The organism is bacterium, assembly GCA_024224155.1.
Lineage (GTDB): Bacteria > Acidobacteriota > Thermoanaerobaculia > Multivoradales > JAHEKO01 > CALZIK01.
The window spans coordinates 1-21,780 of the sequence record JAAENP010000520.1 but is presented as its reverse complement, the minus strand read 5'-3'; the positions used below and the strand labels follow the sequence as shown (position 1 = coordinate 21,780).

At 65.0% G+C, this 21,780-nt stretch carries 20 protein-coding genes; 14 read left to right on the top strand and 6 right to left on the bottom strand.

The window, feature by feature from the left end; genetic code table 11:
• Nucleotides 1-11: 11 nt before the first annotated feature.
• The 3 genes from GY769_24570 to GY769_24560 all read right to left on the bottom strand — a co-directional run bounded on the left by GY769_24570 (nucleotide 12) and on the right by GY769_24560 (nucleotide 3,260).
• A complete protein-coding gene (locus tag GY769_24570) occupies nucleotides 12-1,604 on the bottom strand; it encodes an AbgT family transporter (protein MCP4205096.1) in 1,593 nt (530 codons plus the stop codon).
• A gap of 157 nt (nucleotides 1,605-1,761) precedes the next feature.
• Nucleotides 1,762-2,475: a hypothetical protein gene (locus GY769_24565; protein MCP4205095.1), complete on the bottom strand. Its 714-nt coding sequence runs from the start codon at nucleotides 2,473-2,475 to the stop codon at nucleotides 1,762-1,764.
• Nucleotides 2,476-2,480: 5 nt separating this feature from the next.
• Entirely contained in the window at nucleotides 2,481-3,260 is a 780-nt protein-coding gene (locus tag GY769_24560) for a hypothetical protein (protein MCP4205094.1), read from the bottom strand.
• Nucleotides 3,261-3,393: 133 nt separating this feature from the next.
• Between GY769_24560 and GY769_24555 the strand changes: the two genes are divergently transcribed.
• From GY769_24555 to GY769_24545, 3 genes are all read left to right on the top strand, one after another.
• A complete protein-coding gene (locus GY769_24555; protein MCP4205093.1) occupies nucleotides 3,394-5,082 on the top strand; it encodes a hypothetical protein in 1,689 nt (562 codons plus the stop codon).
• 30 nt (nucleotides 5,083-5,112) lie between these two features.
• On the top strand, nucleotides 5,113-5,727 hold the full coding sequence (locus GY769_24550) for a GNAT family N-acetyltransferase (GenBank protein ID MCP4205092.1): 615 nt from the start codon (nucleotides 5,113-5,115) through the stop codon (nucleotides 5,725-5,727).
• A gap of 102 nt (nucleotides 5,728-5,829) precedes the next feature.
• Nucleotides 5,830-8,640 carry an AMP-binding protein gene (locus GY769_24545; protein MCP4205091.1) on the top strand — a complete coding sequence of 937 codons (2,811 nt, stop codon included), beginning with the start codon at nucleotides 5,830-5,832 and terminating at the stop codon, nucleotides 8,638-8,640.
• Here GY769_24545 and GY769_24540 read toward each other — a convergent pair.
• Nucleotides 8,589-9,539, bottom strand: a complete 951-nt coding sequence (locus tag GY769_24540) for a class I SAM-dependent methyltransferase (protein MCP4205090.1) — start codon at nucleotides 9,537-9,539, stop codon at nucleotides 8,589-8,591. The genes GY769_24545 and GY769_24540 overlap by 52 nt on opposite strands.
• Nucleotides 9,540-9,753: 214 nt before the next feature.
• On the opposite strand from GY769_24540, the gene hypA reads away from it, so the two are divergent.
• The 8 genes from hypA (at nucleotide 9,754) to GY769_24500 (ending at nucleotide 16,200) form a co-directional block, all read left to right on the top strand.
• Nucleotides 9,754-10,095 carry a hydrogenase maturation nickel metallochaperone HypA gene (gene hypA, locus GY769_24535; GenBank protein ID MCP4205089.1) on the top strand — a complete coding sequence of 114 codons (342 nt, stop codon included), beginning with the start codon at nucleotides 9,754-9,756 and terminating at the stop codon, nucleotides 10,093-10,095.
• Nucleotides 10,095-10,817 (top strand): hydrogenase nickel incorporation protein HypB, encoded by a 723-nt coding sequence (gene hypB, locus GY769_24530; GenBank protein MCP4205088.1) that lies wholly within the window; start codon nucleotides 10,095-10,097, stop codon nucleotides 10,815-10,817. The genes hypA and hypB overlap by 1 nt, the downstream gene beginning before the upstream one ends.
• A complete protein-coding gene (locus GY769_24525) occupies nucleotides 10,818-11,555 on the top strand; it encodes a hypothetical protein (protein MCP4205087.1) in 738 nt (245 codons plus the stop codon). It abuts the gene before it with no gap.
• A gap of 136 nt (nucleotides 11,556-11,691) precedes the next feature.
• Entirely contained in the window at nucleotides 11,692-12,858 is a 1,167-nt protein-coding gene (locus GY769_24520; GenBank protein MCP4205086.1) for a hydrogenase small subunit, read from the top strand.
• Nucleotides 12,855-14,561 (top strand): nickel-dependent hydrogenase large subunit, encoded by a 1,707-nt coding sequence (locus tag GY769_24515; protein MCP4205085.1) that lies wholly within the window; start codon nucleotides 12,855-12,857, stop codon nucleotides 14,559-14,561. The genes GY769_24520 and GY769_24515 overlap by 4 nt, the downstream gene beginning before the upstream one ends.
• Nucleotides 14,558-15,304, top strand: a complete 747-nt coding sequence (cybH, locus tag GY769_24510) for a Ni/Fe-hydrogenase, b-type cytochrome subunit (GenBank protein MCP4205084.1) — start codon at nucleotides 14,558-14,560, stop codon at nucleotides 15,302-15,304. The genes GY769_24515 and cybH overlap by 4 nt, the downstream gene beginning before the upstream one ends.
• Nucleotides 15,294-15,854: a hydrogenase maturation protease gene (locus GY769_24505; GenBank protein ID MCP4205083.1), complete on the top strand. Its 561-nt coding sequence runs from the start codon at nucleotides 15,294-15,296 to the stop codon at nucleotides 15,852-15,854. The genes cybH and GY769_24505 overlap by 11 nt, the downstream gene beginning before the upstream one ends.
• Before the next feature lie 37 nt (nucleotides 15,855-15,891).
• Nucleotides 15,892-16,200, top strand: coding sequence for a cytochrome c (locus GY769_24500; GenBank protein MCP4205082.1), 309 nt, complete (start codon nucleotides 15,892-15,894; stop codon nucleotides 16,198-16,200).
• A 62-nt stretch (nucleotides 16,201-16,262) separates the two neighbouring features.
• On the opposite strand, the gene GY769_24495 is transcribed toward GY769_24500, so the two are convergent.
• Together GY769_24495 and GY769_24490 are read right to left on the bottom strand one after the other, a co-directional pair.
• The gene (locus GY769_24495) at nucleotides 16,263-17,642 is read right to left on the bottom strand and encodes a sigma-54-dependent Fis family transcriptional regulator (GenBank protein MCP4205081.1); all 1,380 of its coding nucleotides are present in this window, start codon (nucleotides 17,640-17,642) and stop codon (nucleotides 16,263-16,265) included.
• Nucleotides 17,639-19,264, bottom strand: a complete 1,626-nt coding sequence (locus tag GY769_24490) for a HAMP domain-containing protein (protein MCP4205080.1) — start codon at nucleotides 19,262-19,264, stop codon at nucleotides 17,639-17,641. Before GY769_24490 ends, GY769_24495 begins: the two co-directional genes overlap by 4 nt.
• A gap of 391 nt (nucleotides 19,265-19,655) precedes the next feature.
• Here GY769_24490 and GY769_24485 point away from each other — a divergent pair, with 391 nt between their 5' ends.
• The 3 genes from GY769_24485 (at nucleotide 19,656) to GY769_24475 (ending at nucleotide 21,685) form a co-directional block, all read left to right on the top strand.
• Complete coding sequence (locus tag GY769_24485; GenBank protein ID MCP4205079.1) at nucleotides 19,656-20,126, top strand: SRPBCC family protein; 471 nt, start codon at nucleotides 19,656-19,658, stop codon at nucleotides 20,124-20,126.
• A gap of 78 nt (nucleotides 20,127-20,204) precedes the next feature.
• The gene (locus GY769_24480) at nucleotides 20,205-20,786 is read left to right on the top strand and encodes a heterodisulfide reductase subunit C (GenBank protein MCP4205078.1); all 582 of its coding nucleotides are present in this window, start codon (nucleotides 20,205-20,207) and stop codon (nucleotides 20,784-20,786) included.
• On the top strand, nucleotides 20,783-21,685 hold the full coding sequence (locus tag GY769_24475) for a heterodisulfide reductase subunit B (GenBank protein MCP4205077.1): 903 nt from the start codon (nucleotides 20,783-20,785) through the stop codon (nucleotides 21,683-21,685). Before GY769_24480 ends, GY769_24475 begins: the two co-directional genes overlap by 4 nt.
• The last annotated feature ends 95 nt before the right edge of the window (nucleotides 21,686-21,780 follow it).

The following is a 21,780-nucleotide window of genomic DNA, read 5'->3' as shown; positions in this document are numbered from 1 at the left end:
CTCCTCCAGAATCAGGGATAAACGTAGCTGGCTTGCAAGCCCAGCGGCAAGCCGATCATCCAGTAGATGACCAGAAAAACGGTCCAGGTTACCAGCAGGGTTATCGAGTAGGGCAGCATCAACGATGTCACGGTGCCGATGCCGGTCTTCTTGACCCAGCGCTGGCAAAAAGCGACCACCAGAGGAAAATACGGCATCAATGGGGTGATGATGTTGGTGGTCGAGTCTCCGACTCGGTAGGCGGCCTGGGTGAGCTCGGGCGACAAGCCGACCTGCATCAGGATCGGAACAAAGATCGGTGCCAGCAGAGCCCACTTGCCCGAAGCCGAGCCGACCAAGAGGTTGACCACTGTGCTCAACAGGATGATCCCGATAATGGTGATCGTACCGGGCAGACCCAGGGCTTTGAGGAAGTCGGCGCCCTTGACCGCCAGCAGCGCTCCGAGATTGGAACGCCCGAAGGCGGCCGTAAACTGGGCACAGAAGAAAATCATGGTCAGGTAGTAACCCATGGTGGCCATGGTCTTGCTCATGCCCTGGATCAGGTCCCGATGGTCTTTCACCGTTCCGGCGACATAGCCGTAGACCGCGCCCGGAATCAGAAACAGCAAGAAGATCAGCGGCACGATCGACTGCATGATCGGCGCGCTGAATGAGGTGATCGAGCCATCGCTCGAACGAAGCGGGGAGTCGGCGGGCCATACCCAGAAAACCAGCAGGACCAACCCGAGAGCCATAGCCGCAAGGCCGGCCCAGAGTCCCTTCTTTTCCTTCGCGTCGAGGTCGTGCATCTGGGTCAACTCGACCTCGTCGCCATCGAGCTTGGTCCCCTTCAGGCGCGGTTCGATGATCTTGTCGGTGATGTACCACCCGATCAGGATCACCAGAATGCTCGACGCGCTGGTAAACGCCCAGTTACAGAGTGGATTCACTTCGCGAGCGGGATCGAGGATCTGGGCCGCCGACTGGGTAAACCCCTGAAGCAGCGGGTCGATGCCCGATGGGATGAAGTTCGCACTGAAGCCGCCGGAGACTCCGGCGAAAGCGCACGCGATACCGGCCAGCGGATGGCGCCCTGCGGCATAGAAGATCACGCCGCCGAGAGGTATCACCAGCACGTAGCCGGCGTCCGCCGCGGTATGGCTGACGATCGCGACCAGGAGGAGCATCGGCGAGAGAAGAGACTTCGGCGTAAAACCGATCAACCCCTTCAAGCCGGCGTTGATGAAGCCGGAGTGCTCGGCGACGCCGACTCCGAGGAGGGCCACCAGGACCACGCCTAGAGGCGCGAAGCCGGTAAAGGTGGTGACCATCTGCGCTAGAAATGCCGCCATCGAGGAGCCGGTGAGCTGGTTCTGTACCGCGAGGGTTCGCGCGGCATCTCTGCCCGGAACCGTGAACTGATAATCGGCGAGCAGCCAGGAGGCCAGCCATACCAGAGCCAGGGCGATGACAAAGAGCATCGCGGGGTCGGGCAGCTTGTTGCCAATCCGCTCGACCCAGGCCAGCGCCCGGTATACCCACCCCTTGGGTTCGACGCCAGCTGGCTCCGCTGACTTGGCGCTTTTCGGCTCGTTCTTCTCAGACTCCGTCGCGTCGGTCATGGCCGGCCCTCACCAGTTGGTCTGTCTGTTCGGATCTCGCCGAGGCCGCTCCGACCGAGTGTCGTGAGCGCACCGAGGGGCTTCCTCGGCCTGCCTCGGCCCCGTCTTCCGTTTTGCTGGGGCAGGAGTCTAGCAGAGCCAGAAATCGCCTTGGGGCTCAGTCCTCCGAGCTCGGCAGCGCTTCGAGGACGGTCCTGAGCGTCTTGATCCGGGCCCAGCGCTTATCGTTGCCTTCGACGACCGTCCAGGGCGCCTGCTGCGTGCTGGTCTTGAGCAGCATGTCGATCACCGCCCTCTCGTACTGGTCCCATTTCGCTCGATTGCGCCAGTCTTCGTCGGTCAGCTTCCAGCTCTTGTGGCGGGTCTTCTTGCGCAGCTCGAACCGTTTCACCTGCTCTTCCGGACTGATGTGGAACCAGAGCTTTACTACCGAGGCCTGTGAGTCGATGAGCTGACGTTCGAAATCGTTGATCTCTCGGTACGCGCGCTGCCACTCGGCCGGCTCGGCGAGGCCTTCGACGCGCTCCACCAAAACTCGGCCATACCAACTCCGATCGAAGATCAGGATCTGCTTCTCCCGCGGCGACAGCAGTCGTTGCCAGAAGCGCCAGAGGTACTGGTGCGCGAGCTCCTCCTCGGTCGGAGCGGCGATCGAGAACACCTGATAGCTGCGGGGATCCAGGCTCTGGGTCAAGCGCCGAATCGCGCCACCCTTTCCGGCCGCATCCCAACCCTCCAGAACCATGATTAGGGACCGGCGCGCCGAATAGAGCTCGCGAGACCTCCGGAGAAGCTCGAGCTGGCACTCGCGCAACTGCTCGCCATACTCCTCCGGCTCGAGAGACAGGCTGAGGTCGACCTGATTGAGCACCCGGGCTACCCGACCTCTCCGTTGACTTCCGGGCTCTCTTCGTCGTCGGCGAAGTCCTCGGACATCAACCCGCGCTCTTCGAGGGCCGCTTCGAGCCTGGAGGCAAGAGTTTCGATCACCCTGAAGCGAGCCCACCTCGAGTCGGTGGCCGAAAGGATCGTCCACGGACTCCACACCGCTTCCGTGTGCTGCAGTAGCTCCTCGACCGCCGCCAGATGCTCCTCGTAATGCTCGGGCTTCTGCCAGGCGCCTTCCAGTGCCTTCCAGCTCAGCCCCGGATCCTGCTCCCACTTCTCGTAGCGCCTGAGCTGTTCGTCGTGACTGATGTGGAGAAAGAACTTGACGAGCACATAGCCGTCGTCGGCAAGCCAGCGCTCGAAGTCACCGATGTCACGCAGTGACCTTCTCCACCCGATCTCATCATCCAGGTTTCGCGACCGATAGACCAGGGCCCGACGGTTCCAGCTTCGATCGAAGATCGCGATCTTGCCGCGCCTCGGCGCGGCCACCCAGAACGGCCACATCCACGGCATTTCCCGCTCGTGAGTTCGCGGCTCGGTCGTGGTGTGATGAACCTCGAAGCCGCGAGGCTCGAGCTTGCCGGTCAACTTGGCGACGCACCGCCCCTTGCCCGCCGCGTCCCAACCTTCGAATACGATCACCACCGGAATCGACGCCTTCCAGCACAGGCGTTGGAGCTCCCAGAGCCGGTCCTGGAGCGGATTGACGCGCTCCCGGTAGGCGCTCTTGTCGAGGCTGCGCGACAGATCGACGGCTTCCAGCATATATGCAGCTAATCATAGGGCGAGAGCGCCTCCATTTGAACAACCCAAAAAGGTGGCTGCCCCAGCCCCCCCGAGCAGCCGACCCACCCAGTTGGAGTACGATCTGACCTCGCAGAACCCAAGGAGGTATGAGATGACGGTCGAAAGACGCCCGATGATCGCGCTCGTGGCGCTGTTTCTCGCTCTCGTTTGCGCAACCGCAAGTGCCCAAGTCCACGATCCCCGAGCGCTCGGAGCCGACCCCGCGGGCGCGGCGGAGGCCATCGCGCCGACGCTCGAGGGGCTGGGAGATCACCACATGGAGGTCACCACGAGCGAACCCCGCTCGCAGCAGTTCTTCGACCAGGGACTGCGCCTGACCTATGGCTTCAATCATTCCGAGGCTCTTCGCGCGTTCAAGGAGGCCGCCCGTCTCGTCCCGGACAACGCCATGGCCTATTGGGGCTGGGCCCTGGTCCTGGGACCCAACCTCAACCTGCCGATGCTCAGCGAAGTGGCGCCACAGGCCTACGCAGCCATCCAGCAAGCCGTCGCCCTGAAGGACAAGGTCTCGGCCAGGGAGCGCGCCTACATCGAAGCCATGGCCGAGCGCTATAGCGACGACCCGGAGGCCGACCGCGTGGGTTTGGATGCGGCGTATGCCGCCGCAATGGCCGACATCGTGGAACGCTATCCCGACGATCTCGACGCGGCCACCCTGTACGCCGCGTCGCTCATGAACCTCAGTCCCTGGGACTACTGGAACCTCGACGGCAGCCCGAAGCAGAACACAACCGAAATCCTCGACACGCTCCAGTCAGTCGTGGATCGGGAGCCACGGCACGCGGGAGCCCTGCACTACTACATCCACACTGTCGAGTCGCGACATCCGGAGCGTGGCGAGCAGCACGCCGACATGCTGGCCGGCTTGATGCCGGGGGCCGGCCACATGGTGCACATGCCGTCTCACATCTACATGCGAGTCGGGCGCTTCGCCGACTCCTACGAAGCCAACGTCAAGGCCGTGGCCGCGGATGAGGGTTACATCACCCAGTGCCGCGCTCAGGGCATCTACCCGCTCAATTACTACCCGCACAACATTCACTTCATGGCCTGGTCGGCTATGGTCCAGGGCCGCAAAGAAGCCGCGATCGAGGCGTCGCGCAAGATCGTGGACAAGATCCCGCCTCATCTTTCGAGCGACAAGAACACCTGGGGCCTGTACGAGGTCTTTCTGAGCCAACCCATGTTCACCATGGTTCGCTTCGGCATGTGGGACGAGATGCTGGCCGAGCCCAAGCCCGACGTGGAATCCCGGTTCATGACCGGGATTTGGCACTACGGCCGGGGGCTGGCCTACGTGCACACGGGACGCTTGAAAAAGGCGCGCAAGGAGCACCGGCAGCTGAGACAAATGCTGCGGTCCGTCGGCGTCGAGGACCACTACATCGGCTTCGGGACCGCCCGCAAGCTTCTGACCATAGCGGACGAAATTGTCGCCGGTGAGATCGCCGCCAAGGAGGGGCGCGCCCTCGAGGGCCTCGCCCGGCTCGAGCGCGCGGTGCGCCTCGAAGACGGCCTTCTCTACAACGAGCCGCCGGACTGGTACTTCCCGGTTCGCCACTTCTTGGGCGCGATGCTCCTGGACCTCGATCGGCCGGACGAAGCCGAGGTCGTCTATTCAGCCGACTTGCGCAAGAACCCCGAGAACGGCTACTCGCTCTTCGGCCTGCGCCAGGCACTGGAAGCCCAGAAGAAGACCGAGGACGCGGCCGTGGTCGCCGAGCGATTCGAACGGGCCTGGGCCGAGGACGGGCACCGGCTCACCAGCTCCCGGTTCTAGCGGCACCAGAGAGGAGAGGACTACCTGGCCGTGGCACCTACGATCAAAGAGCTGACTCGAGACCGCCTCGACGAGGCCGTGGATGTTCTTTGCGACGCCTTCTACGACTACCCGGTCATGCGGTTCGTTGTCGGGGAGGCCGGCGAGGACTACCCCCGCCGGCTGAGGCGGCTGGTCTCGTTCTTTACGATGGCTCGGTTCATCCACCGAGACCTCGTCTGGGCCCTGACGGACGCCGAAGAGGTTCTCGCGGTGGCCAACATCAACCGCCCCGTAGCGAGCAGGTCGCCCGAGGCACTGGATGAGCAGCGGCGCTCGCTCTGGGCGGACCTCGGCGCAGACGCTCGCGGCCGCTACGAAGAACATGGCAACGCGACCGCCAAGTTCCAGTGGCCGGAGCCTCACTTCCATCTGGGCATGATCGGCGTTCGCCGCGATCAGGCGGCAAAGGGGCACGGACGGCGTCTGCTGGAAGCCCTCCACGACATGTCCTTCTCCGACCCTGACTCCCTGGGAGTGAGCTTGACCACCGAGACTCCGAGTAACGTCGGGCTCTACGAGCGCTTCGGCTACGAGATCGTCGGACACGAGCTCGCGGGCGAGATCGAGACCTGGGGCTTCTTCCGGCCCGACGGTTCCCGGTGAGGTCCAGTCGGGTATTCTGAGTCCGTGGCCGAGACGCGCGATCCCAAGAGGGGCGGAAACGGCGAGGCGGCACCCGCCGGCCCCGCGGTCGACGCCGACGCTCTGTTGCAGGTGGTCGTGCAGGTCGCCGACGAGCTCCACCCGGGCTCGCGCCGGAGGCGCGTGACCCTGGACAGCTCGCTCGAGCGGGATCTCGCCATCGACAGCCTGGGCCGAGTTGAGCTCGTCGGACAGATCGAGAGGGCCTTCGACCTCGCCCTGTCCGAGCGCGTGATGGCGACCGCGGAGACGCCCCGTGACCTCTTGCGGGCGGCGGTCGCTGCGGTGGCGACCGGGCGTCCCAGCTCGGCAGCCGCTCGGTCGGTGGACACGGTCACCGCCGTTCTCGGCGACGCCGAGCCCGCTCCCGAGCGCGCCGAGACTCTGGTCGAGGTTCTGGGGTGGCACGCGAATCGCCATCCCGAGCGCAGCCACGTCGCCTTTCTGGCGGAAAGGGATCAGATCGAAGACCTGACCTACGGAGCTCTCTTCGAACGAGGTAAGGGAGTCGCCCGCGCGCTTCGCGAGCTTGGGCTCGAAAGCGAGCAGACCGTCGGCTTGATGTTGCCCTCCGGCCTCGACTACTTTGCCTCCTTTTTCGGAATTCTCATGGCCGGCGGCGTCCCGGTGCCGCTCTACCCGCCGGCGCGCCTCAGCCAGATCGAGGACCATCTGCGCCGACAGGCCGGCATCCTGAATACGGCCCAAGCCCGCTTCCTGATCACGGTTGCCGAAGTCATGCCGCTCGCTCGCCTGGTGCGAGCCCATGTCGGCAGCTTGACGCGAGTCATGACTCCAGCCGAGCTCACCGTCGACGGACCGACGGCGAGCTTGCCCGTGGTCCGTGCCAACGACATCGCGTTTCTCCAGTTCACCTCGGGCTCGACGGCCGACCCAAAGGGCGTGATTCTCACCCACGCCAATCTCTTGGCCAACCTGCGCTCGATAGGTCGTGCGGCGGAGCTGACCCCGAACGACCGGGTGGTCAGCTGGCTGCCCCTCTACCACGACATGGGCTTGATTGGTGCATGGATGGGCAGCCTCTATTTCGCGATGCCGTTGACGCTGATGTCGCCGCTTGCCTTTCTGGCCCGGCCCGCGCGCTGGCTTCAGGCGGTCCATCGCTACCGAGCGACGCTCTCCGCGGCTCCGAACTTCGCCTACGAGCTCTGCCTAAAGAAAATCGAGGATGACGAGATCCAAGGGCTCGATCTTTCCTCTTGGAGAGGATCACTCAACGGCGCCGAGCCGGTGAGTCCAAGAACCATCGAGGAGTTCACCGAGCGCTTCGCTCCCTACGGCTACCGGCCGGGAACGATGATGCCGGTCTACGGACTGGCGGAGTGCTCTCTCGCCCTGGCGTTCCCCCCCATCGGTCGCGGACCGGTGGTGGACAGAGTGGACCGTGAGCAGCTCGCCGTCGCCGGACGCGCCGAGCCAGTGTCCCACGACGGTGGGGAAGATTACGACGATGCCGATGCCCTCAGCTTCGTTGGCGCCGGCTTCACCCTGATCGACCACGAGATCCGCATCGTCGACTCGACCGGCGCGGAGGTCGGAGAACGCCACGAGGGCAAGATCCAGTTTCGAGGGCCGTCGGCGACCAGCGGCTACTTTCGCAACCCGGAAGCGACTAGGAAGCTCTTTGACGGCGACTGGCTCGACTCGGGCGACCTGGGCTACATCGCCGCCGGCGAGTTGTTCGTCACCGGACGCGCCAAGGACCTCATCATCCGTGCGGGGCGCAATATCTATCCCCAGGAACTGGAAGAGGTCGTCGGGAATCTGCCGGGTGTTCGCAAGGGATGCGTGGCGGTCTTCGGATCGAAGGATCCTAAGACCGGCACCGAACGGCTAGTTGTCCTGGCCGAGACCCGAGAGACGGACGAGACCGTCCGGCAGGAGCTGCGCGAACGGATCCAGCAGGCGGCAGTCGACCTCGTGGGCACGCCCGCCGACGACGTATCGCTGGTGCCACCTCGAGCCGTGCCCAAGACCTCGAGCGGTAAACTGAGGCGGGCGGCCGGGCGCGAGCTCTACGAAGGCGGCAAGCTCGAGCGACGCGGGCCCGCTTGGCTCCAGGTCGCACGGCTCGCCGCGTCCGGCGCACGCCCCCAAATCGTCCGCACCGGCCGCGCCGCCAGGGAGTTGGCGCACGCGGGGAGGTTCTGGGCCGTCGTCGGCCTTGCCGCGGTGCCGGTCGCGGCTTCCCTCATCCTGCTCCCCAAGCTGGCTCGCCGGCGTCGCCTGGCCGGTGGCGCGGCGCGCCAGATCGCCCGCCTGACGTCGACTCCGATCCAGGTCGCCGGTGTCGAGCATCTCGAGGGCGACGGCCCCTGGATTGTCGTCGCCAACCACGCGAGCTATCTCGACGGCTTCGCGCTGACCGCCACCCTGCCCACCCAGGGCTCTTTTCTGGCCAAGCGCGAGCTCAAGGACAGTTTTCTCGCCCGACTGCTGCTCGAGCGCCTCGGCACCCTCTTCGTCGAGCGATTCGATCCCAGCAAGGGGGTCCAGGACATACGACGCGCCGCCGAGACCTTGAGGCAGGGCCAATCTCTGCTCCTGTTTCCAGAGGGCACCTTCGACCGCGCCCCCGGTCTGCGGCCGTTTCGGCTCGGCGCCTTCATGCTGGCGGCCGAGAGCGGCGTGCCGGTTGTCCCGGTCGCCATCCGCGGAACCCGCTCGGTCTTGCGTGGAAACAAGTGGTTCCCGCGCAAGGGTCAGATCTCGTTGACGATCCGGCCGCCGATTCGCGCGCAAGGATCCGACATGGCCGCGGCCGCCAAGCTGCGCGACGCCGTCCGCGCCGAGATCCTCGACTACTGCGGAGAGCCCGATCTCGCGGGCGGTGGCAGCTCCGCCACCATGTGAATCGAGACCTGGAGCGGACGAGCCAAGCGGCTCAGCAGTGGCGCCCATCCGGCCGGGATTCGGTACCTGCCGAGTCTCGCCCGGAGCTCCCGATCACTCAGCGCCGGGAACAAGAGCTGCGGCTCGAAGCCGGCCTTCCTGGCGGTTCGCGACCAGGCGCCGCGTCTATGCAGGTTCTCGTTGATGCCCAGATCCTTCTGCTCGCGGCCGAAGCCGCGCCCCAGGCCGAATGTCAGAAATCTCGGCCAGGCCGGCATGGGCTCGTTCAGCAGAACCAGCCGGCCGCCAGGTGCGAGCACCCGGCGAGCCTCGCGAAAAGTCCTTTCCAGGCTCCAGGAGTGGTGCACGCAGGCCGTGGCCCAGACCAGATCGGCGGAGCCGTCGGCGACCGGCAACCGGTTCATGTCGGCCCGGATCCGGCACAGATCCTCGCTGGCCGCCCGCGGCGCGAGGCGCAGATGGTCGGTGATGTCGACCGCGATCACGCGGCACCCGGCGTCGAGGAATGCCCCGCTCAGCAGACAGTGATCGGCACCCAACTCCACCACCAGGCATTCGGGTCTCGGCGGATATCGCTCGAGCATCTCTTGAGCGCGTCGGCGCGTCGTAAAGAACTCCCGAAAGCTCGGGAACTCGGTCAAACGGTGATCGCTCCCGTCCACCCGGCCTTGGTCCAATGCCACGAGCAGCTCTCGGATTCTCCGTCGCGTCGCCGGCTCCCGGCTGTCCAGGGCAGCGACGGCCTCGATTTCGTGCTGGACAATCGGATGAGGCCGATCCAGAAAATTGGCGACGTCCTCGTCTACCTGAAACTCTGCCCCACAACCCGGGCACTCCAACTCGTCCTTTCGGCGCACCAGGTCGCGAGCTCCGCAGCGCACGCACCGGAGCAGCGGCAACAGCCAATCTCTCACTTTCCCGAGAATAGCCGATCGCTCTCGAATCGGCCCCGGACAACCGAGAGTCCCCACGGTGCCCGTCCCTGCAGGTAGCCCAGCGTCCCACCTGCACGTGCACGCTTCGCCACCTCAAGAGTGCTGGCCGAAGCCTGTGGGCGCGCAACAGAATCGGCTGGGTTCTGATCTAATCGGACTGAGCCAATTGGTGGTTTCCATGCACGAGTACTCCATCGTCCAGGCGCTCATGTCCCAGGTCGAGACTGAAGCCCGCAAGCACGGCGCGGTCTCGGTCGACAGGATCGAGCTCAAGATCGGCGAGCTTTCGGGTATTGAAGTGGATCTTCTGCGGACGGCTTTCGAGGTTTTCCGCGATCGGTCGATCTGTGCTCGCGCCGAGCTCGAGATCGAAGTCGTGCCCGCGGAATGGAGCTGCCCTACCTGTCGCGAGTTACTCGAGGCGGGCGCCCGATTGCAGTGCCCCGACTGCAAGCAACCCGCTCGACTTCTGAGCGGCGACGAGATCGTTCTCCAGAGAATCGAAATGGAGGCTGCGTAATGTGCGAGACCTGCGGCTGCGGTGATCCCGAGCTGGTACCCATCGAGATCCAAGAGAGCATTCTGGCGGGCAACGATCGCGTTGCCGCACACAACAGGGAGCATTTCGCCGGCGCCGGCGTTCTGGCGATCAACCTCATGGGCTCGCCCGGATCGGGCAAGACGGCACTGCTCGAGGCAACGGCCGCGGCATGGTCTGGAAAGGTCCGCCTGGGAGCGATCAGCGGCGACCTCGCCACGAGCCGTGACGCCGATCGCCTAAAGGCCGCGGGCATTCCGTCCCTCTCGATCACGACCGGATCGTCGTGTCATCTGGACGCCGAGCTGGTGCACAAGTCCCTTCACGACCTCGACTGGCGAGATCTGGATCTCCTGGTCATCGAAAACGTCGGCAACCTGGTTTGCCCCGCGGTCTACGATCTCGGGCAAGCGGTCAATGTGGTCGCCCTGGCAGTCACCGAGGGCGAAGATAAGCCCCTCAAGTACCCGGTGATGTTCCGCAAGGCCGACCTCGTCCTGCTCACCAAGACCGACCTCCTGCCCCATCTCGAGGTCGACGTCTCGGTGATCGAGGACGGCCTGGCCCGTACGATGCCGACCGCCGCCATGATTCCGGTCTCGGCAAAGACCGGTGAAGGCATGGACGATTGGCTCACCTGGCTCGAGGCTCAGCGGAAGGCTGTCACCGGCGCCGGCGTCTCCACCAAGGCGGCGGCCGGATAGGTGATCGCCGTGTCCGAGGAGCTGCTTTTTCTCGGTGCGACGGCGGCCTCCGTCGGCTTCGTGCACGCCCTGGTCGGTCCGGATCACTACCTTCCCTTCATCACCCTGGCGCGGGCTCGACAGTGGTCCGCTGCGCGAACCGCGGGCGTGACCCTCGCCTGCGGCGCGGGTCACGTGGCGGGCTCGATTCTGCTGGGTTCGCTCGGCATTGCGCTGGGCTGGACTCTCGGTGGCTTCGAACGAGTCGAGGCTCTGAGGGGAGCGCTCGCCGGCTGGCTGCTGCTCGGATTCGGCTTGGCCTACCTGGCCTGGGGCCTACGCCAGGCGCAACGCGCTCGACCGCACAGCCACTGGCACAGCCACGCCGACGGCACCCTCCACACTCACCAGCACACCCACGTCGCCGCGCATGCCCACGTCCACGAGTCGACCTCCGAAGGCCGCCCGGGACCGATCCGCCGCATGACGCCGTGGGCGCTGTTCCTGATCTTCGTGCTGGGACCCTGCGAGCCGCTGATTCCACTGCTGATGATTCCCTCCTCGATTCGTGACTGGACCGGCATCGCCGTCGTCGCAGCGGCCTTCGCGGTCGCGACGCTGATCACGATGACCTCGGTGGTCCTCGCCGGCCGGCTCGGCGCCGCCCGGCTCCCCGACGGCTCCTGGCAACGCTGGGCCCACGCCAGCGCCGGGCTCGTCATCGCTTTGTGCGGCTTGGCGATCCAGCTGGGACTCTGAACCTACCCAGAAGGGTGGGTCCCCGCCTGTCCAGGCGTGTCTGGACAGACCGCCTGTTGAGTTCTTGCGCCATCGCCCTGCCTCGTGGAGCATTTCGACGTCCTTTCGCAACCCCGATTCTCCTGGAGGTGCAGGCATGCCCGAAGCCCGCGACTGGTTTCTCGAAGAGTTGCAGAGGCGAGGTGTCTCGCGAAGAGACTTCCTCGGCTTTTGCGGCGTCATGACAACCGTGCTCGCCCTGCCCAAGGTGGCAGGAGCGAAGATCGCCGAGGCCATTGAAACCAAGGAGAAACCCACCTTGGTCTGGCTCGAGTTCCAGGACTGCGCCGGGAACACGGAGTCGTTCCTCCGGGCCGGCCGGCCCACGGTCGCCGACATTGTCCTGGACACTCTCTCGGTCGACTACCACGAGACCATCATGGCGGCCGCCGGGCACCAAGCCGAGGAGGCTCTGGCCAAGGTCGTGGCCGAAAAGCCGGGCGGCTACATCGCTGTGGTGGAAGGCTCGATTCCGACCGGAGCCAACGGCGCCTACTGCACGATCGGAGGCCGTGCCGCGATCGACATCGCGCGCGAGGTCTGCGGCAACGCCGCCGCAACCATCGCCATCGGCACCTGCGCCGCGTTCGGCGGCCTACCGGCGGCGGCACCCAACCCGACCGGGGCGCTGTCGGTGGCCGATGCGGTACCGGGCGTCAAAAACCTGATCAATCTGCCCGCCTGCCCTGCCAACGCCGAGAACCTAGTTGGAACCGTCGTCTACTACCTGACCTTTAACCGCTTCCCACCGCTCGACCGCTACCGTCGGCCGCTGTTCGCCTACGGCAAATCGATCCACGACAACTGCGAGCGGCGCGCCCACTACGACGGCGGCCAGTACGTCGAAGCCTGGGGCGACGAGGGACATCGCACTGGTTACTGCCTCTACAAGATGGGCTGCAAGGGCCCGGTGACCTACCAGAACTGCCCCAATGTCGGCTGGAACGAGGGCACTAACTGGCCGATCGGCTGCGGCCACCCCTGCATCGGCTGCGCCGAGCCCGACTTCTGGGACAAGATGACACCCTTCTACACCCACCTGGCGGGCTTCCCCGGCTTCGGCAAGCACTCCAAGGTCGACAAGGTCGGCATGTGGGCCACCGCCGGCGTGGCGGCCGCCTTCGCCGCCCACGGTTTCGTCCAGCTCGGCAAACGCTGGAAGCACAAGGAGCTCGAGCACCAGCAGGTGTACCAGCCACCGGCCGACAGTGCGGAGCCTGTCAAGAAGGCGATTAAAGAGGGCAAGGAAGGAGACCAGGCATGACTCACGTCGTTGTGGATCCGGTAACCCGAATCGAAGGCCACCTGCGCATCGAAGCGGAGGTCGACGACGGCAAGGTCAGCGATGCCTGGTCGTCGTCGACCATGTTCCGCGGCGTCGAGATCATCCTCAAGGGCCACGATCCGCGCGACGCGTGGGCCTTCACCCAGCGGATCTGCGGGGTCTGCACCACTGTGCATGCGATCACCTCGATCCGGGCGGTCGAAGACGCGATCGGGGCCGAGCCGCCACCGAATGCCCGAATCCTGCGCAACCTGATCATGGCCTCCCAGATGGTCCAGGATCACGTCGTCCACTTCTACCACCTGCACGCCCTGGACTGGGTCGACATCGTTTCTGCGCTGTCGGCCGACCCGGCGGCCACCGCCAACCTCGCTCAGTCAATCTCCCCCTGGCCGCTGTCGAGCAAGACTTACTTCACCTCGATCAAGGATCGTGTCGCCGCGTTCGTTGAACGAGGTCAGCTCGGCCCATTCGGCAACGCCTATTGGGGGCATTCGGCCTACCGTCTGCCGCCGGAGGCCAACCTGCTCGCCGTCGCCCACTATCTCGAGGCGCTGGACTGGCAGCGAGAGTTCATAAAGATCCACGCCATCCTGGGGGGCAAGAACCCCCATCTCCAAAGCTTCCTGGTCGGTGGCATGGCGACCCCGGTCGACCCCGACAAGCAGGCGTCCCTCAACATGACGTCTATCTCGGCCATGCGCAAGCTGATCCAGCAGGCGAAGACCTTCGTCGAGCAGGTCTATATCCCGGACCTGCTCGCGGTCGCCTCGTTCTACAAGGACTGGGCCGGCTACGGCGCCGGCGTCGGCAACTACCTCGTCTATGGTGAGTATCCTGAGACCGACGGCGACAACGCCCCGCTCTACCTGCCGCCGGGAGTCATCCGCAATCGCGATCTCGGAACGGTCGAAGCGCTCGATCCCGCCAAGATCACCGAGTACGTGACGCACTCTTGGTTCGACTACGCGGGCGGGGACGATCAAGGTCTGCCGCCGTCGCAAGGCGAGACCCGGCCCAACTACACCGGCCCCGAGCCGCCCTACGAGCGGCTCGACACCAACGGTAAGTACAGCTGGCTCAAGTCGCCGCGCTACGAGGACCAGCCGATGGAGGTCGGTCCCCTGTCCCGGATGCTGGTCGCCTATGCCTCGGGTCATCCTCGGGTCCAAGAGCTGGTCGGCTATGCACTGGGGCAACTGGGCGTGGGACCTGAAGCCCTGTTCTCGACTCTGGGCCGGGTGGCCGCCCGCGGCATCGAAACCCTGGTTCTGGCCGAGAAGCTAGAGGGCTGGCTCGACGAGCTCGCCGACAACATGGGGCGCGGGGACCTGCGCATCCACGACAACTCGAAATGGGACCCCAAGAGCTGGCCCAAGGACTGCACGGGCGCCGGCTTCCACGAAGCCCCGCGCGGCGCCCTCGGCCACTGGGTTCACATCGTCGACGGCGAGATCGCCAACTACCAGTGTGTCGTGCCTTCGACCTGGAACGCCGGCCCCAGGGACGCGATGGGCCAGCCCGGACCGTACGAGGCCGCGATCGTCGGCAACCCGGTCGCCGATCCCGAGCAGCCGCTCGAGATTCTGCGCACGGTCCATTCCTTCGATCCGTGCATGGCCTGCGGCGTGCATGTCCTCGATCCACACGGCAACGAGCTGGTGAAAGTGAGAGTCCAATGACCGAGCATACCCTGGCCGCTCCGACCGAAGATCTGGGCCTGGCCAACGTTTACGTCTGGGAGTGGCCGGTGCGCGTCTGTCACTGGCTGATCGCGGGCTCGATCTGGGTGCTCTCGATCACCGGGCTCTACATCGGCAACCCGATGCTGACCGCGCCGGGCGAGGCCAGCCAGCACTTCATCATGGGCACCGCCAAGCTGATCCACTTCTACACGGCGATCGTCTTCACCTTGTCGGTGCTGTCACGAGTCCTGTGGATGTTCATTGGCAACAAGTATTCGCACTGGGACAAGTTCGTGCCGGCGACGCGCATCCGGCGCAAGGGTCTCTTGCCGACGTTGCGCTACTACCTCTTCGCCCTTCGCCTGCCGCCCGGCTTTGTCGGCCACAACCCGCTCGCGGGTGTCTTCTACACCTTCGTCTTCATCGCCTATCTGGTCATGATCGCCACCGGTCTGGGCATGTATGCGGCCAGCGCTCACGTCGACTCGCCGATGCGAATCTTCACTTTCTTCCTGCCCCTTGTCGGCGGTCTGCAAACCGCGCACTGGATTCATCACATTGTCATGTGGCTGCTCTGGATGTTCATCGTGCACCACATCTACAGCGCGGTGATGATGTCCCAGGTCGAGGCCAATGCGACGGTCGAGTCGATCTTCTCCGGCCACAAGATGGTGCCGCGGGAGGACCTGATCTACTCCGGGTACCGATTCATCGACAGGCACACGCACCGTGGCGGATAGCGAGCGTTCGCTGCTCGTTCTCGGGCTCGGCAACCTGCTCTGCGCCGATGACGGCCTCGGCGTGCATGCCGTACACTCGATTCTCGAGCGCTACGAGATTCCGGACACCACGCGCGTGCTGGACGGCGGCACCCTGGGTCTGAGCCTGCTGTCGTGTTTCGACGGAGCGGACGACGTCATTCTGATCGACGCCATCGCCGCCGACGGCCCCGCCGGTACCCTGGTGCGGCTGGAGGGCGACGAGGTGGCTCCGGCCGTGCGCAACCGGCTTTCCTGCCATCAGATCGGCGTGGCCGATCTTCTCGACGCCCTGGAACTGCTGGAGAGCTACCCCGAGCGGGTGATTCTGTGCGGGATAGTCCCGGAATCTCTCGAGCTCGACACCAACCTGTCGCCGCGAGTCGCGGCCAACCTTCCGCATCTGATCGACGGCGTCGTCGCCGAGGCGGCTCGACTCGGCTTCGAGTTCCTGGTCAAGAAGAAAGTTCAGACCGATGGGGCCGCGGTGGCTCACGGCCGCTTGCCTGCTGCTGTTCCTCGGGGGCTGTAGAGGCACCGACGGAGACCTGCCCCCGAAGTATCGTCGCGTGACGGTACCTGAGGGCGTGCTTGTGGCGCAGGATGCCCGCCTTCGCGGGCGGCAGCTCTTTCTCGAGCATTGCGCGCTCTGCCACGGCGAGGCGGCAGACGGCAGGGGTCGGCGCCAGAATCTCTCGAGCCGTCCCGCCGACTTCACCGACCCGCTCTGGCGCGAGCGGACCTCCCCTCGTCGAGCCTACTTTGTCATCCGCGAGGGAGTACGGGGTACGGCGATGGCCGGCTGGAAAACCCTCGAGGAAGAAGAAACCTGGGATCTCGTCGCGCACGACCTCTCGGTCGCCGAGACCGGGCCCTGACGGACCTGTCGCTTGCGCGATGGATTCAGCCGGCGCAGCAAGGAACCTGTGAGAAGGGCAGGCTAGGAACGCCGCGCGTCGGTGGGGCGACCGAAACCGTACTTGTGGATCTTGTTGTAAAGCGTGCCCCGGTCCACCTCCAGTGTGCGCGCCGCCCGGGCGACGTTCCACTCGCAGCTTTCAAGCACCGAGCGAATGTGCTCCTTCTCGACTTCGCTCAGGGAAAGAGAGCCTCCGCGGGCGGTCGACCCGGTGACTCTGACCGGCAGATCTCCAACCTCGATCGAGGGAGGCGAGGCGACGACGACCGCCCGCTCGATCGCGTTCTGCAGCTCACGGACGTTGCCCGGCCAGGAGTATGCGGTCACCGCCTCGAGCGCCGCCGGCGAGAGCTTCAGCGGCCGGCGGTTCATCGCCCGAGCGAAATGGCCGAGAAAGTGCTCAGCGAGCAGGAGAACGTCTTCGGGCCGCTGCCGCAAGGGCGGGATGTCGATGGTGAATACGTTGATCCGCCAATAGAGATCCTCGCGAAAGGCGCCGCGCTGCACCATTTGCTCGAGGTCCTGGTTGGTGGCCGTGATCACCCTGAAGTCGACGGCGACGGGCCTTTCTCCACCTACGCGGGTCACCACCTTGTCCTCCAAGACCCTAAGCAGCTCGACCTGCACCCGTTGACTGACCGCACCGATCTCGTCGAGGAAGATCGTGCCGCCGTCCGCCAGTTCGAATTTCCCGCTGCGGCGCTCGTCGGCGCCGGTGAAGGAGCCCTTCTCATGACCGAAGAGCTCGCTCTCGAGAACGCCTTCGGCCAGCGCGCCGCAGTTGACGACCACGAGCGGCCCGTAGCGGCGTGGTGAACCGGCGTGAATAGCTCGAGCAACGAGCTCTTTGCCGGTGCCGGACTCGCCCTTGATCAAGACCGTGGAGTCGGCTTGGGAGATCGAGCTGATCTGATCGAGAATCCGCTGCATCGCCAGCGAGTCACCGACGATGGCGGTCGGCGCAAAGAGAGCGTCAAGACGCTCCTTGAGCCGGACGTTCTCGCTCGTGAGCGCGCGGTGCTCTATGGCTCGACGCACCAGGCGGGAGAGGTCCTCGGGGTTGAACGGCTTGGTGATGTAATCGTAGGCGCCCGCCTTGAGCGCCGTGACCGCCGACTCGACCGAAGCGTGGGCGGTCATGATAACTACCGGCAGATCCGGCCGGGCCGCCGCCAAGCGAGACTGGAGCGTCAGCCCGTCGGTGCCGGGCATTTTGATGTCGACGAAGGCGACGTCAAAGTCAGCGAGCCCAGCCAACCGTAGCGCCTCCTTCGCGCTACTGGCGGCGCCGACCTCGTAACCGTCCTCACGGAACCAATCGGTCAGCGACTCGAGCACAATCGGCTCGTCGTCGACCACCAGAATCGAGCCCCTCGGGATCTGCTCCGGATCCTTCCTCATCGGTCTACCTCCGGGTCGGTGCGCTGCGCACCGGCCGTCCCCAGGTCCTGGCGGAGCGGCAACCGGATCGTGAACAGAGTACCTCTACCCGGCTCCGAGACCGCCTCGATCGTACCGTGGTGTCGCTCCACGATGCCGTAGACCACCGCGAGTCCGAGTCCGACACCGCTGCCCTCCTCCTTGGTGGTGAAGAACGGCTCGTAGATGTTGTCCAAGTGCTCGGCGGGAATGCCCCGGCCGGTGTCCCTCACTTCCAAAACGACCTCGCCGGTCGAAGTGTCGTGGCGGGCGCTGAGGGTCACATTGCCGTCGGCGGGCGTCGCCTCGACGGCGTTCAGCGTGAGCGCCACGATCATCTGTTGGATCTGAGAACCGTCGCAGGTGACGCTCGGCAGCTTCTCCTCCACTTCCAGCTGCAGCTCCACGCGCTTTGCGTTGACCTGGTGGCGCAGCAACATGACACACCTCTGGAGCAGAGGCTCGAGCTCTTGCCGGGTGAAGGAGACGGCCGGTGACCTGCTGAAGAGCAACAGATCGCGCACGATCTTGCTGCAGCGGAGCGCTTCCTCTTCGATCAGTCCCAGGATTCGCTCGGTCTCGTCATCCTGCGGCGTGGGTCGAGGATCGGCCCGATCCGGAGCGAAGTGCCTGCGCTTCAACAAACGGGCGTAAGTGCTGATACCGGTCAGTGGGTTGTTGATCTCGTGCGCAACGACCGCGGCCAGCTTGCCCAGAGAGGCCATCTTTTCGACCCGTAACAACCGCTGGTGGGCGGTTTCGAGCTCGACGGTCTTCTCCTGCACTTTCTGCTCGAGAGTCTTGCTCCAGCGCTCGAGGACAATCTGAGCGCGGCCGAGCTTGGCGATCATCGTGTTCCAAGCCTCCGTCATGGCGCCGATCTCGTCCCCGGAATGCACCGGGATATGGGTCGAGAGCTCACCCGCTGCCACCCTGGTGGCGGCGGCGGTCAGCCTGCCTACCGGCTGCAGCACCATTCGCCACGTCAGCAGCCCGACCAGGACGCAAAGGGCGGCCACCGTGCCGAACAGCCCTAGCAGCATCTGTCGCTCCGAGGCGGCGAGGAACTCCTCGGTTTCGGAGAGCGAGAGGTGGACATCCAGGACTCCGAGGATGGTGCGCGTGGACGGGTGCGCATGGCACGAAGCGCTGGCGCAGGAAGGCTCGTTGCGGATCGGAGCGATGACCGCCAGGAGTCTCCTGCCGTCTTCCGTCTCGAAGATGCGCGCTCGATCCTCCTGCGTCGGGCGCTCGAGGACCTCGCCCGGACGGTGGCACGAGACGCACTCCTCGGCGATCATGTCGACCGCGGTCCCGATCTCGGTCCGATCGGTCGAGCTGCGAATGCGGCCCCGCTTGTCCAACAGTCGGATCCGCTCGACCGTCGGCTTGGCGGCGATCGTATCGATGATGCGCCCGACCTCTCCCGGCCGGTTGCGCATCATCGCCTCGCGCGTCGAGCGGCAGATATCGTCGGCCCGCTCGGTGGCGCTGGCCAAAACCAACCGTGTGAGGTGGGAGCGCTGCAGGCGGAGGTTCCAGGCACCGGCGGCAATCAGCACGCCGACGGCGGCCAAACAGAAGGCCGCTCCCAGGCGAAGCATCAAACGGCTTCTCAACGCCCGACGCATCAGGCCTCCTTTCTCTTCGCCCTCCGGGCCGGATCCAATCCGGTCCTCAGGACCCAGAATAGCGCGTTTCGGTCGGCTAAGAGGCCCCTCACCGTGGAAAAAGTCGACACCACGTGGGGAGGATCTCGGCACCGGTGCGAGTCCTGGATTCGTGGTGTCTGCCTCATTTCAGCCAAGCTGTTGAAAGATTCAACGGTGAGGCGCCTGGTGCACAACAGAGCATTACGACCTAAAGCCCTATAAATCAAGAGTTTACGAATTGTTCCGGGCCCGGCGGCAGGTGGCATCTCCCTTGCGACTCAGAGCGGTTGTCGGGCGGTGAACGAACAGCGAGCAACGAACGAAAGGAGAGGAGGCCAAGAGCATGTCCCATCTGAGGCGAGTCACCCACATTCACGCGCCGCTTGAAGCCGTCTACGCGACGGCCCACGATCCGAAGCACTGGTCGGACTGGTATGTGGGGATCAGCGACGAGAAAAAACTGGAGGCCGGTCCAGGCCGGTCGAGGTACCTGATGGTCGGCACCCCTTTCCCGCTCACCCAGAAGGTGCTCGACGATCACGTCAGCAAGAAGGAGGCCCGGTGGAAGACCAGGACCGAGGGTGACGCCGAGATCGCCGAGGTGGGCCCCGTCTGCGGGCTTCTTATGCTCTCCGGCGAGCAGGACTGGCTCTACCGGCCGAAAGACGGTGAGACCGAAGTAGCTGTAGCTCTCGATTTCACCGTGCCAGAGCATCTTGCGGGTGCCGACAGGGAGTTGGTCGAGCGGATCGAGGCGGAGTGCCTCGAGCAATCGCTCGACAACCTGCGACGCCTCTGCGAGACCACGCACTAGGTTGGCAACGACCCGCGGCGGGGTCTCAGGAGTCCCGCCAGCGGCGACACTTCGAGGTAGCGCAGGGCGGTGTCATCGATGACTCAAGCTGCGACAGCCGAAACCATCACGCCGACTTCCGGCTTCGCGTATTCGATCCTGGGAGAGTCGGGGGTCGACGTCAACCTCTGTTACCAGTGCGGAAAATGCGCCGCCGGATGCCCGGTCGCCTACGCGATGGACTATCCGCCGGCGCAGCTCATTCATGCCGCCCGCTTGGGACTGGACGAGCTCGTGCTCGGCTCGAGGACTATCTGGCTGTGTGCAGCCTGCGAGACTTGCACCACCCGCTGCCCGCAGGACGTCGACATCGCCAAGGTCATGGACGCCGCCAAGATCCTTGCCGTCGACAGGGGAATCAACCCAGCGGTCGGTGAGGTCCGCTCTTTCCACAAGGCGGCACTGGCCAGCATCAGACGCTTCGGCCGGATGTGGGAAGCGGGAATGGTCCTGTCGCTCAAGCTTCGGACAGGCAACTACTTCAAAGACATGGAGCTCGGCAGCCGGATGCTACGAAAGGGAAAGCTCAAGCTACTGCCGACCTTCGCCGGCTCGAGGCGCGCCCGCAGGATCTTCTCGCGGGTCAAGAAGGTCGAGAGGGAGGCGGACCGGCCGGAATGAAGTACGCCTACTACCCCGGCTGCTCACTGCACTCCACTGGGTCCGAGTTCGACCTCTCGCTGAGATCGGTCTCGCCCTTGCTGGGAGTCGAGCTCGAGGAGGTCGACGACTGGATCTGCTGCGGATCGACCTCCGCTCACGCGGTGTCGGAGCTCCTGGCGCTGGCGCTGCCGGTGGCCAATCTCTGCCTGGTCGAGGCAATGGAGATGGGCGAGGTGGTGGTCCCTTGCGCCTCGTGCTTTCGGCGCATGAAAGCCGGCCACCACGAATCGGCCACCCGACCGGAGATGCGCGAGAAAATCAACCGGGTCGTGGATCGTCCGTACCAGGGCACTGTCAAGGTCTGCCATCCTCTCGAGGTTTTCGCGGACGAGGCAATGCTCGCCGAGATCGCTGTTCTGGCGACTGAAGACCTGTCGCGACTCGAGGTTGTCTGCTACTACGGGTGCCTGCTGACGCGGCCGCCCAAGGTCATGCAGTTCGATCGTTACGAGTACCCCATGTCCATGGACGCGGTGCTGCGCGCGGCGGGCATCAGAACTCTCGATTGGGACTTCAAAACGATGTGCTGCGGCGCGGCCTTTACGCTGACCGAAACGGACATCGTCTACAAGCTGTGCGCGGACCTCCTCGACGAGGCCCAGGCCGTGGGTGCCAACGCCATCGCGGTCGCCTGCCCGATGTGCCATGCCAATCTGGATACCCGCCAGCCCGAGATCGAGGAGAGGCTGAAGAAGAGCTACCAACTGCCGGTCTTCTACTTCACCCAGTTGATGGGGCTGGCAATGGGGATCCCCGCTACCGAACTGGGGATCGGCAGACACCTGGTCGAGCCCGGCAGTCTGATCGGAGGTCAACCGAAACAGCCGGCGAGCGCACCTGCGCCGGCACCTGCTTGAGGAGATCGGTCACGACACCGCGGCAGACAAACGCGGACAAGAACGCCAACAAGGTCCGCGCGGTGATGGTGGTCGGCGGTGGCACCGGTCGAATG

What these genes read in the sequence shown, in the direction of transcription:
- hypB (MCP4205088.1), top strand. Translation starts at nt 10,095, where the DNA reads ATGTGCGAGACCTGCGGCTGCGGTGATCCCGAGCTGGTACCCATCGAG.
- GY769_24485 (MCP4205079.1), top strand. Translation starts at nt 19,656, where the DNA reads ATGTCCCATCTGAGGCGAGTCACCCACATTCACGCGCCGCTTGAAGCC.
- GY769_24480 (MCP4205078.1), top strand. Translation starts at nt 20,205, where the DNA reads ATGACTCAAGCTGCGACAGCCGAAACCATCACGCCGACTTCCGGCTTC.
- cybH (MCP4205084.1), top strand. Translation starts at nt 14,558, where the DNA reads ATGACCGAGCATACCCTGGCCGCTCCGACCGAAGATCTGGGCCTGGCC.
- GY769_24475 (MCP4205077.1), top strand. Translation starts at nt 20,783, where the DNA reads ATGAAGTACGCCTACTACCCCGGCTGCTCACTGCACTCCACTGGGTCC.
- GY769_24495 (MCP4205081.1), bottom strand. Translation starts at nt 17,642, where the DNA reads ATGAGGAAGGATCCGGAGCAGATCCCGAGGGGCTCGATTCTGGTGGTC.
- GY769_24555 (MCP4205093.1), top strand. Translation starts at nt 3,394, where the DNA reads ATGACGGTCGAAAGACGCCCGATGATCGCGCTCGTGGCGCTGTTTCTC.
- GY769_24515 (MCP4205085.1), top strand. Translation starts at nt 12,855, where the DNA reads ATGACTCACGTCGTTGTGGATCCGGTAACCCGAATCGAAGGCCACCTG.
- GY769_24520 (MCP4205086.1), top strand. Translation starts at nt 11,692, where the DNA reads ATGCCCGAAGCCCGCGACTGGTTTCTCGAAGAGTTGCAGAGGCGAGGT.
- hypA (MCP4205089.1), top strand. Translation starts at nt 9,754, where the DNA reads ATGCACGAGTACTCCATCGTCCAGGCGCTCATGTCCCAGGTCGAGACT.
- GY769_24560 (MCP4205094.1), bottom strand. Translation starts at nt 3,260, where the DNA reads ATGCTGGAAGCCGTCGATCTGTCGCGCAGCCTCGACAAGAGCGCCTAC.
- GY769_24570 (MCP4205096.1), bottom strand. Translation starts at nt 1,604, where the DNA reads ATGACCGACGCGACGGAGTCTGAGAAGAACGAGCCGAAAAGCGCCAAG.
- GY769_24490 (MCP4205080.1), bottom strand. Translation starts at nt 19,264, where the DNA reads ATGCTTCGCCTGGGAGCGGCCTTCTGTTTGGCCGCCGTCGGCGTGCTG.